Origin of the sequence: Nostoc sp. (genome assembly GCF_036917455.1) — a bacterium.
GTDB lineage: Bacteria > Cyanobacteriota > Cyanobacteriia > Cyanobacteriales > Nostocaceae > Nostoc.
Window position 1 is genome coordinate 1 of record NZ_JBALDK010000161.1, and the last position, 11,276, is coordinate 11,276.

General features: G+C 42.8%; 9 protein-coding genes and 1 pseudogene. 8 read left to right on the top strand and 2 right to left on the bottom strand.

Going from position 1 to position 11,276, the window contains the following annotated elements:
* The first annotated feature begins 317 nt into the window (after positions 1–317).
* Positions 318–1,778: an inorganic phosphate transporter gene (locus V7K42_RS17295; RefSeq protein ID WP_334918138.1), complete on the top strand. Its 1,461-nt coding sequence runs from the start codon at positions 318–320 to the stop codon at positions 1,776–1,778.
* A gap of 71 nt (positions 1,779–1,849) precedes the next feature.
* On the opposite strand, the gene V7K42_RS17300 is transcribed toward V7K42_RS17295, so the two are convergent.
* Positions 1,850–2,932 carry a class I fructose-bisphosphate aldolase gene (locus V7K42_RS17300; RefSeq protein WP_334918140.1) on the bottom strand — a complete coding sequence of 361 codons (1,083 nt, stop codon included), beginning with the start codon at positions 2,930–2,932 and terminating at the stop codon, positions 1,850–1,852.
* Positions 2,933–3,404: 472 nt separating this feature from the next.
* On the opposite strand from V7K42_RS17300, the gene V7K42_RS17305 reads away from it, so the two are divergent.
* Positions 3,405–3,719, top strand: a complete 315-nt coding sequence (locus V7K42_RS17305; protein ID WP_334918142.1) for a hypothetical protein — start codon at positions 3,405–3,407, stop codon at positions 3,717–3,719.
* Between the two features lie 237 nt (positions 3,720–3,956).
* On the opposite strand, the gene V7K42_RS17310 is transcribed toward V7K42_RS17305, so the two are convergent.
* On the bottom strand, positions 3,957–5,528 hold the full coding sequence (locus V7K42_RS17310; protein ID WP_334918144.1) for a DUF4419 domain-containing protein: 1,572 nt from the start codon (positions 5,526–5,528) through the stop codon (positions 3,957–3,959).
* 170 nt (positions 5,529–5,698) lie between these two features.
* Between V7K42_RS17310 and V7K42_RS17315 the strand changes: the two genes are divergently transcribed.
* The 6 genes and pseudogenes from V7K42_RS17315 (at position 5,699) to V7K42_RS17340 (ending at position 10,728) form a co-directional block, all read left to right on the top strand.
* Entirely contained in the window at positions 5,699–6,166 is a 468-nt protein-coding gene (locus V7K42_RS17315) for a DUF6985 domain-containing protein (RefSeq protein WP_334918146.1), read from the top strand.
* Between the two features lie 708 nt (positions 6,167–6,874).
* Entirely contained in the window at positions 6,875–8,044 is a 1,170-nt protein-coding gene (locus V7K42_RS17320; protein WP_334918148.1) for an acyl-CoA dehydrogenase family protein, read from the top strand.
* Positions 8,034–8,783: a PIG-L deacetylase family protein gene (locus tag V7K42_RS17325; RefSeq protein WP_334918150.1), complete on the top strand. Its 750-nt coding sequence runs from the start codon at positions 8,034–8,036 to the stop codon at positions 8,781–8,783. The genes V7K42_RS17320 and V7K42_RS17325 overlap by 11 nt, the downstream gene beginning before the upstream one ends.
* A complete protein-coding gene (locus V7K42_RS17330) occupies positions 8,780–9,367 on the top strand; it encodes a class I SAM-dependent DNA methyltransferase (protein WP_334918152.1) in 588 nt (195 codons plus the stop codon). The genes V7K42_RS17325 and V7K42_RS17330 overlap by 4 nt, the downstream gene beginning before the upstream one ends.
* An 83-nt stretch (positions 9,368–9,450) precedes the next feature.
* Complete coding sequence (locus tag V7K42_RS17335) at positions 9,451–9,651, top strand: hypothetical protein (RefSeq protein ID WP_334918154.1); 201 nt, start codon at positions 9,451–9,453, stop codon at positions 9,649–9,651.
* Positions 9,570–10,728, top strand: a pseudogene (locus V7K42_RS17340) (IS4 family transposase). The gene V7K42_RS17335 and the pseudogene V7K42_RS17340 overlap by 82 nt, the downstream one beginning before the upstream one ends.
* Positions 10,729–11,276 lie beyond the last annotated feature (548 nt).

The following is an 11,276-nucleotide window of genomic DNA, read 5'->3' on the forward strand; positions in this document are numbered from 1 at the left end:
AAGAATTGTTATAACCCCTCACTCCTAACTTCTCACTACCCACAGCTATGAATTTTATTAATTTGTTCTTTACTAATTCTTATTTACTCCTTAACCTATTTATCTTAATCTTCAATTGTAATTAGAACCCATTCTTCTTTTGAGATAGCAGAGGCAATCAGAGAATCTATTTAGCAGAAAGTTGTATTTATGACTATAACTTTTTGTATAGTTCTCTGAATTGCAATAACCCCAGGTCTTTTTCCAGTTGTAATAGTTTTTTGCAACACAAATTATTTTAGTCAGGCTGCATCCTTGTCTCTTACTAGGAGTGCTAAATGGAGTACTTATTTCTAGCTTTGGCGCTGAGTCTTGCACTCGGCTTCGAGTTTGTCAATGGCTTTCATGATACTGCAAATGCAGTTGCTACAGTCATCTATACTAACACCCTGAAGCCAAATATGGCCGTTGTTTGGTCAGGCTGCTGGAACCTAATTGGTGTGCTGACATCAAGCGGAGCCGTTGCTTTTGGCATTATTGCCCTGCTTCCCGTTGAGTTGGTAATCAATGTTGGCTCAAGTGCAGGCTTCGCAATGGTGTTTGCACTTTTGATTTCGGCGATCATGTGGAACTTGGGAACTTGGTACTTAGGCTTACCTGCATCCAGTTCACACACATTGATTGGCTCAATCATGGGTGTTGGTTTAGCAAATTCAATGTTAACTTCTGGTCATGTCTTTGGCGAAGGCGTGAACTGGGCAAAGGCGCAGGAAGTTTTCACATCTCTACTGGTTTCGCCAGTCGTTGGATTTACCTGTGCTGCATTGCTGTTACTGCTGGCAAAAATACTGATTAAAAGACCAGAATTGTATCGTGCGCCAGATCATGGTAAAGCACCGCCAACTTGGATACGTGGTTTGTTAATCTTGACATGTACTGGTGTGAGTTTCGCCCACGGTTCAAATGATGGTCAAAAAGGTATGGGTTTGATCATGCTTATCTTAGTAGGCATTTTACCAGGTATGTTTGCACTGAATATAGATACCAATGCAGGAGCGATCGCTCAGTTGGTTGCTACATCCAACTCTGTAGTTCCAGTACTGCAACAACAAGCACCTGGAACATCGTTAAATAGCCAAAATATTACAGATGAGCTTTCCAACTTCCTCAAGCCAACCGCCCAAGCCAACAACAAAACCTTTGCCGCCCTTGCTGCCGAAAGTCAGATAATTGGAGATAAGCTTGCTGGTAAGACGAGTTTCAAACAGCTTTCAAAGGATGAGCTTAGTTCAATACGAACCGATATGTATCTAGTCGCTGGAACAATTGGAAAGTTGGACAAACAGAAAAAATTTACCGATCCCAAACAAGAAGAGGTACTTACCAGCTATAAGAGTCAGTTGGATAAAGTAACCAAATTCATTCCCAATTGGGTGAAATTTGCCGTCGCCATTGCACTCGGTCTTGGCACAATGATTGGTTGGAAGCGCATTGTAGTAACAGTGGGTGAAAAGATTGGCAAAGACCACCTTACCTACGCTCAAGGAGCTTCCGCCGAGTTAGTAGCTATGACAACAATTGGTGCTGCCGATTACTTCGGTTTACCAGTTAGCACCACTCACGTCTTGTCATCTGGTGTAGCAGGTACGATGGCGGCAAACCATTCTGGCTTGCAGATGGACACCCTGAGAAATCTACTACTAGCTTGGGTGCTGACATTGCCAGTTTGTGTGTTACTTGGCTCTGCTACATACGCCGGGGGCTTGTACATAGTCTTAAATATTCTGGGTTTGAAGTAGGATAATGGGGCATTGGAGAGAGGGAGCTTACTGTAACTTCTCCCCTGCTCCTCTGCCTCTTTCCCTACTTCCTAAGCGATCGTCACATCTGGCGACAAGTAAACATCCTGAATGGTATGAAACAGCTTCACACCTTCCTCAAAGGGACGTTGGAAAGTCTTTCGCCCAGAAATTAATCCTGAACCACCAGCGCGTTTGTTTATTACAGCAGTGCGAACTGCTTCGGCGAAGTCATTTTTACCAGTCGCGCCACCAGAATTAATCAACCCCACACGCCCAGAGTAACAATTCAGTACTTGGTAACGAGTTAAATCAATTGGGTGATCGGTTGTCAATTCTGTATAAACCCGCTCATCGGTTTTGCCGTAACTCTTACCACTAGCTTTAGCAACAGCACCATAACCATTGTTATTTTCGGGTAACTTTTGTTTGATGATATCAGCTTCAATGGTCACACCTAAATGATTTGCCTGTCCGGTGAGGTCAGCAGCAAGATGGTAATCTTTGTCTTGTTTAAAGGCGTTATTCCGCAGATAGCACCAGAGAATTGTTGCCAAACCCAGTTCGTGGGCGCGTTTAAAAGCTTTGCTGATTTCTTGGATTTGTCTGGTAGAATTCTCCGAACCAAAGTAGATTGTTGCACCTACCGCCGCAGCCCCCAAATTCCAAGCTTGTTCGACATCAGCAAACAATACTTGGTCAAATTGATTGGGGAAAGTTAGCAATTCGTTGTGATTGATTTTGGCAATAAAGGGAATTTTGTGGGCATACTTGCGCGAAACTATCCCTAATGTCCCCAAAGTGGTAGCAACAGCATTGCAACCTGCGGCGATCGCTAGTTTAACAATATTTTCAGGGTCAAAGTAAATCGGATTAGGCGCAAAAGACGCACCTGCCGAGTGTTCAATCCCTTGGTCTACTGGTAAAATCGAGAGATAACCTGTGTTTGCCAGACGACCAGTAGAATAAAGTAACTGGAGATTACGCAATACTTGAGGATTGCGATCGCTGTTGATCCAGATTCGATCTACAAAGTCTGGCCCCGGCAAATGTAGTAAATCCTGAGAAACCTTTGCTTTGTAGGTAAGCAGGTCTTCAGCCTCTTTGCCTAGCAATGACTCAATAGAATTAGCCTCTTTCAGCGTTGTAGTCATAGCGTTTTCCTCAAAAATTTAGCAAATGACCTTTGCCTTTAAGATAGCATTTTTAATACTCTTAACCTGGTTAAGCTTGCATTCACTAGATGTATATTCCTTTTGATAGAAAAGTCTTAAATCATTCTTTAAAAATTGATAAAATTCATGATTATCTGAGATATAACCATGATTTGAGCTAAGATACACAAATAAAAAATCATGCTTTTAAGGATTTTGGTGAATTGCAGACTGAATAATTTGATATAGGACTCATATTTGATTTTTGAAAAAAACTCAGTACACTTTTATTCCTTCTTCCCAGTCCCAGTCCCCAGTCCCCAATCCCTTACCTCTACGAGTGATTCAGAAATCATATCGGATTGCTATATATTTCAATTCTGATACTTATCATCTGACAAGAATAAGGTTGGAAAGTAATATATGTAAATCAATCTTGTGGTAATAACTGTAAAAAAACAAATGCAATTTTATGAGTAAGTTTCAAATTGATATCGACTTCAGCAAAATAGATTTAGCTTCCCTTGAGACAGAAGAAGATTTTCAAAGAGAGGCAAAAACATTACTCCCAAAAGCACTGGTAAAACTAGGTGAAAGTGTGGGTGAGAAGACTTGGGAAGAATTACAGCAAAAGCTGCAAGCATCTGGAGGTAAGCTCAAATCTTCTCCAAGCGAGAAACGTAAGTTTATGCAAGAAACAGGAAGAACTTATCAACGAAATGCCAGTAACAGAGAAAAACAAGAACTAGAAGAATATATAGTAGAGCAATTACGCCAACACAAGTAATAAAGATCCACCTAATACCAATTCTCTGTGAAGCTGCTATTTTTACCCCTCCCAACCTCCCCGATGCCTTGGGGAGGTGCCGCAGGCGGTGGGGTTCTGTCTATGCGTCTTCATATAGAAATGGTATAAGTCTGATGTAGGTGTATTCTAACTGCTATTTTTAGCAATAGTTTTGGTAGGGTGCGTTAGCCTTTGGCGTAACGCACCACTTTACTTGTAATCCCTTGGGTTACTCATCTATGCCCGGATAACTCCTCCGAAATTGGAATCATCAAAATAGTATTGCCCCTGGACTTGAAATATGCGTTCAAAGAGTTCTGGAATGCTCTTAGCAATAACTATGGGATTTTGAAGCTGATTACGATCTAAAGTCTGCTTGCCCAAAAGAATCAAACATTCGCTCTTGCGAAAGTTAAAGACATAGGCAATACAGCGCCCATCTTCGAGATCAATTAGGTGGGTTGCATCATAGCAGAAAGAATTTGGCTTAGGGATTTCGTAGGTTTTACCAGAATTAAACTTTGGAATTTGCCAAGAATGACCGCTATTAGCATAAAGTATGGCTCCATCAAATCGCTCCAGGATTTGAATGTGTTCTTTGGGAACTGCATCAGAAAAGTTTGTATAAAATTCCGACCAATTAATAGGCGCTTGTGTGATGTGCTGCTGTTGAATTTTGTCGAGTAATTCTGCAAAGTTATTATTACATTCACGCACAGCCCAGCCAATTTCGGGTTGTAAAGTTTGCTCTTTGGAATCTTGATGAACGCCAATGAAACCAGCAAGTAGTTCTAGAGAATGTTCTTGTCCATCTGGGGTTATGAGCTGGAATGGAGTTTGAGAGAGTCCCAAAGGCAAGCATTCAGGAGAAATACCATGAGCAATTTGTTTGAAAAATAATGGTTCAGATAATGACGCGTTCTCCAGTTCGCAGCGATCAATTTCCAGAACGGGATTCTTCACCGAGGGAGCTTTAGTTACTGAATGCGTAATATAAGGGAATAAATCTGTCAACCAGCCAGTAATTAGTTCAACACCATAAACAGGTTCAGGTTTGTAGATACAGCGCCAAAACAAGAGTGATGGTCTGCCTGAAACCGTTTCCACAAATTCTCGACAAATTGGCATTAAACGAGCAGTCCACCAGTTTAAATCATACTCAGCCATCATTTGAACGCGATCGCAGATCCTTTGCCAATCTTCTACTGTCCCCAACAGCGTAATCTCAGGAATGCCACACACGCAGTACATTACATAGTCAAAATATTTTTGGAAGGCATTCATCATTACGACATGACTAGCTGTGTGAGTGATGGGTGTTGTAGTACTGAAGTTACACTCTAGCAATCGATATAGATCCGCTCCTACATAATCGCGGATATGCAATGCCCATTCTTGAACTGCTTGACTCCAGTGCTGGGGATGGCTGGGTATTTGTCGAGTTTCAATTATCAGTTGTTGTTTCCCCTGGTGATTAACCAAGTGCGATCGCAAACTTTCTGCATGATTGTTGATATGTTGAGCAAATCCTTGTGATAATGTGATCCAAATAATGTCAGGTGTTAACAATAACGGGCGGTGTTCGCTAAAGGCAGTGTGAACAGCAAGCGCCAGCGAATGAATACCTTGGTCTGGAATTACCTCAAACAGATCATTGTGGCTAAATGCCAGCAGTTGTTTCCCTAATTGCTTCTCTAACTGAAATTTCGCATTTTTTACAGGTAATCGCTCCTGTACGCTTTTGACATCATCTACACAAAAGCGAATCTTACCCACAGTTTGTTCGAGGATAGGTGCCAGTATTGTCATCAGCTAACTCGACTTAATATTTTCATCATGAAGAAATTCTGTCACTTTTTGGAAAAATGTAATATGGGTATAATCCCAGGAGCTTGGAATAAAGACTCTAATTTCAAAGTAAAATTTTCACTAGTTTTTGGAGTCGCTAGAGAAGCCCAGAACAAAGGTAGTATCTGAAGATGATGGAATCCCCAAGAAGTTATTACGATGCTGAGTTTGGACAGATGAGATTGGAAGATAACTACTGGACTTTAGCACAATGTGCTGTTTTGGGCGATCGCCATGTACCGATTTGTGTGAATTTTGAACAGGGGCAAATTGGTGAACTTTCATCGCTTCAGCGTGAAGCTATTCGGCAAGCTTTAGCCTTGCCACCCGATGTATTACACATCACTGCTCCTCTGGTGTTGCAAAATTACGATGTATATCGTGACATGATTGGAGATGAGTCAATGCCGCTGCTGGTTAATCCCATTCAGGTCTGGGATCGGGTCACTTTCTCATATATCTATGTGGAGTATGACCTAGATATTGCTACCTTTAAGTTGCTAGCTGAGTGTGACTGGGACCCAGAACACGGCTTAGAAGTGCGCTTTCGCAATGGAGTAGCAGACGATGCAGATCAGATAGGTGAAACAGGACGGTAAAAACTATATAGCTTGGCATAAAACCGTGCTGAGTTGAAGCATATCTATCGCTTATCCCGGATTTCTCACCACATGTCGATTAAGCCTGCACTTGACGCAGGGGAGCAGGGGAGCAGGGGAGCAGGGGAGCAGAGGAACAGGGGAGCAGAGGAGCAGGAGAGAGTTCAAATACCAAGTTCTTTCCCCTCTGCCTCTCCTTCGCCTCAAGCTTGTGATAAATGCGAGTATTAGTTTTTTCTTCCCTTGCTTCCCCTGCCCCTCTGCCCCTCTGCCCCTCTGCCCCTCTGCCTCCTCTGCCCCTCTGCCCCTCCGCCCCTCCGCCCCTCTGCCCCTCAAGCTTGTGAGAAATGCAGCTAAAGGGGAGTATGAACGACATGAGACCATAAACCCAAATAACACTACAGCCATGAATCCAGATGATCTGGGGTAAATATTAATACTATGTGGAAGCTATTTTTTACGCAAACACCGATCGCAATTTTGCAGATGTAAGTCACATCGAGGATATTACTGTTTATACTGCCTAATTGGATAAAGTGCAGCTGAGAGGTATTTTCATTTTCTCTCTTTTTGCTGAGTATAGAATCGCATAAAAGATAGAGTGACTAACCGACTTAATTTTATTACTATCAACAGGATATAAATAAATATTACAGAAAGGAGTCGGCTATTAACATCCAATTATCACAGAATATCGTCATCCCCAACGTGCCCGATTCTAAGATTGCTCTCGATCTAAAGCGTGCTAAGGAAATCGCCGATTATTGTGCAAACAATGCCAGTACTATAGATTGCAATAGTGCTTTTCCCAGGCAGGAGTTTGAACTGATTGCTAAGTCTGGGTTATTAGCTGCACCATTGGCGAAAGAATTAGGGGGATGGGGTGCAGGAATTGATGCTAATGTTACCTACGAGCTTTTAATCCTCTTAAAGCAGATGGGGCATGGCAATCTGGTAGTTGGTCGAATTTATGAAGGACATATCAACGCTCTGCAACTGATTCAGACCTTTGGTTCTATAGAACAAATCACAAGCTACGCCCGTGATGCCCGCGAACATCAAAAAATATTTGGTGTTTGGAATGCCGAAGCCTCTGATGGTGTCAAGGTAATTCCTTTTGAGAATGGACGTTATCGGCTGGAAGGTTCTAAAACGTTTTGCACCGGTGCAGGTTATGTTGAACGTCCTTTTGTAAATGGAGTATTGCCAGAAGGCGGTTGGCAAATGTGCATTGTGCCGATGGACGAAGTGACAACGATTAGCGATCCAGCTTGGTGGCAACCTGCTGGGATGCGAGCTACCGCTAGTTACAAAGTGGATTTTAACGGTGTAGAGTTGGAGCAGAGCGCTTTAATCGGGCAGCCAGGAGATTACTATCGACAGCCCTGGTTGTCTGTTGGAGTGATTCGGTTTGCTGCGGTACAACTAGGTGGGGCAGAAGCACTGTTTAACCTGACTCGCGAGTATCTCCAGAAGTTGAAATATACAAACGATCCATATCAACAGGAACGGCTTGGCAGAATGGCGATCGCTATTGAAAGTGGTAATCTCTGGCTACGGGGGGCTGCGGATCAGGTAGCAGCCTATGCACCAGCCTTTGGTGGTTATCCCACAGTTACCCATCCACAAGCAGATCAACTCGTCGCCTATGCAAACATGGTGAGGACAGCAATTGAACAAATTTGCATTGATGTGATGCATTTATGTCAACGTTCTGTTGGGACTCGCGGCTTACTACCACCAAATCCGATGGAACGCATTATCCGAGATTTGACTCTATATCTGCGTCAACCTGCTTTTGATGCGGCCTTGGCAAACGCCGGACAGTATGTCTTGCAGCAAACTAAGGAAGCTGATTTACTTTGGAATGATGAATAAATTAGGCTTGATTGGATTACCACTAAGCAATCCTAGTGTTTTGCCCTGGCGTTCCGTTCACGAGATCGCTTGTAGTCCGGCATTAATCGTTGCACCCCATCCTGATGATGAGACGTTAGGCTGTGGAGGTGCGATCGCTCTGTTACGGTCTTTGAATTGTGATGTGCAAGTTTTAGTCATCAGTGATGGTACTCTTTCACACCCTAACTCTCAGAAATATCCCGCAGATAAACTCCGGGCTTTGCGGGAAGCGGAAACGCTATCAGCATTGAAATTACTAGGTGTAGAAGTTAATGCTGTCACTTTTTTGAGAATGCAAGATGGGTCAATTTCAACACAGTATCAAGGTGCAGTAGCTAGTTGTCGTGCTTACATCACAGAAATCGCCCCAGAAATTATCTTTTTACCGTGGCGATACGATCCTCATGCAGACCATCAAGGGACGTGGAAATTAATTCACGCCGTGCTGAATGATTTGTGCTTTTCCCCCCGATTGATTGAGTATCCGATTTGGGATTGGGACTCAAACCAACAGCGAAGTCTACCAGAATCTTTTGAGGTAACAACCTGGCGGTTGAATATTAACACAGTAGTGGAGTTGAAACAGCAAGCGATCGCAGCTTATCGTTCCCAAATTACAGATTTAATTGATGATGACCCAGAAGGCTTTCGCCTGAGTCCCGAAATGTTAGCGAACTTTACTCATCCTTGGGAAGTTTATTTAGAGGAAATCCAATGAACCCCTTACAATCCGACTCCTTACCACCCAGCTACTTCGATAAACTCTACAGCGAAGATCCCGACCCGTGGAAGTTCGAGACAAGGGAATACGAAGCTAACAAATATGCTGCGACGATCGCAGCTTTACCCAAAGAGCGCTATCGGTCTGCCTTTGAAATTGGTGGTTCCATTGGCGTTTTAACTGAAAAACTCCAAAATTGTTGTGACTCACTACTCTCGGTTGATGTGTCAAAACTGGCGCAGGATAGAGCAAAACAGCGTTGTCAGCATCTCTCAAATGTCAAGTTCCAGATTATGCGTGTCCCAGAGCAATATCCTGATGAGATGTTTGATTTAACTCTAGTCTCGGAAGTTGGCTATTACTGGAGCTGGGAAGACCTGAAAAAATCCCAACAGTGCATTCTAGAACATCTGGAACCTGGAGGACATCTACTTTTAGTTCATTGGACACTCTATGCGCGTGATTATCCGTTGAGTGGAGATGAAGTTCATAACTCGTTTTTTGAGTTGACCCCTCAACTGCGGCATTTAAAAGGTCAACGAGAGGAAGAATATCGACTTGATTTATTCCAGCGAGTTTAAGAAATGAAGAAGAATTCAGGCTTATATCCCAATACGGTTCAGTTAAGGCTCGAATAGCTGTAAAATAGGCATTGTTTCCAAAAATGGAAATCAAGTACGGTGCATCTCAAAGAATTCTCATTAGTGTCTCCCAAGATACAAAGTACGGAGATATTCAAAGCGATAGAGGTGGCTATCCCAGCTACTTCAATCCAACAAGCGAGTGCGCGAAGGCGCACGCTACGCGAACGCTAAAACAAAAGTTGAAGAAGATCGTCATCGTTCGTTACCAGCACAACTTGTAGTTTGCTTAATAATAGCAATGAGCTTGTGGTCGAGAGACTCAATGCGGGATGTATTAAAAAATCTCATTGATGGTCTTTCAGAGGCATGGGTAAAAATTGGTAAATATTGGCGGTTTCCTTGTAAATCAGCTATAACTCAAGCCAGACAGCGACTAGGATCAGAGGTGATGAGACAGTTGTTTCATCAGTTGGTGCAACCAATGGCAACTAGCGAAACGGTAGGAGCTTTTTTAAATGGGTTACGAATCGTAGTAATTGATGGAACTTGCCTAGATACCCCAGATAGCAATGAAAATGCAAGGGTTTTTGGTCGTCCTGGTAGTCGTCCTGGTACGCGAGCTGCATTTCCCAAAGTTAGATTAGTTATTTTGGTGGAGGCATGAACGCATCTAATTTTCGATGCACTAATGTGCCCATATAAGATTGGAGAGCGAGTCAGGTCACTAAAACTATTGCGCTCGGTAACATCCGGCATGTTGTTAATGTGGGATAGGGGTTTGCATTCCTATGCGATGGTACAAGCAACGGTAAGTAAGGGTTGTGATTATTTAGGAAGAATTCCTGCCAACGTTAAATTTTTAAATGAAGAAGCTTTAGATGATGGTTCTTATTTGAGTTATATTTATCCTTCTGGTAAATTGAGAAAAAAAGGTTTTCAGCCAATACAAGTACGAGTCATTGAGTACACAATCGAGAATCCTGATAACCCAGAAGAACAAATCAAATATCGTTTAATTAGAAGCTTATTGGACATTGAAAAATTCCCAGCCCAGTTACTAGCTTGTGAGTACCATCAACGTTGGGAAGTAGAGAATACGATTGATGAACTCAAAGTACATCTTTTAGGGTGCAAAACTCATATTCGTTCTCAAAAACCGCGTGAGGTGGTGCAAGAAGTTTACGGTTTGTTATTAGGACATTGGGCTATCCGGTTGTTAATTTTTCAAGCTGCAAGTAACGCGAATGTTTCACCCTTACGTCTAAGTTTCACAGGAACATTACGAGTTAAACGCCCGTGCCCTTCCCAAATTCCAGCGCTTACAACCACAAGAACTTCCCTTTTTTTTAGTTGGTTAACTGTGGAGATTCTTGACCAACTTTTACCTGAAAGGGTTCATAGAAACAACCCTTGGGTTGTGAAAAAGCCTGTATCAAAATTTCGCTCGAAAAAGGTTAAACACAGAGGTACTGGAACAATAACCAATCCTCCTGTGTTCGTTGTTTCAAGCACTGCATAGCTTAACTGAACCGTATTGGCTTATATCCCCCGAATAAGCTGTTGTGTTTTTAATTTGCACATTGAGACAGGAGGGGGGCAGAGGGCAGGGCGAACGCATCTAAATATAGACAAAGTGATAGGTAAGGTATAGAAAAAGTAGTACAGATAAACTAATGAGGGGGATCTGGAGCGATCGCTAGACTCAACCACGCCCGTCAATGCCAGCACGTCATCGATTATAGCGATTGCAACAGAGTAAAGCTGTTGACCCTAGTCAAGTAATGAACTGGGAAAGCCAAGTCGGTGTTTTGCCAGGGCAAACGCATCTAAATATAGTACATAGATACTAAATAAAGGATAAAGGCAGCGATGCCTACGGCGGGCTTCGCCTACGCGTGTGGGATGA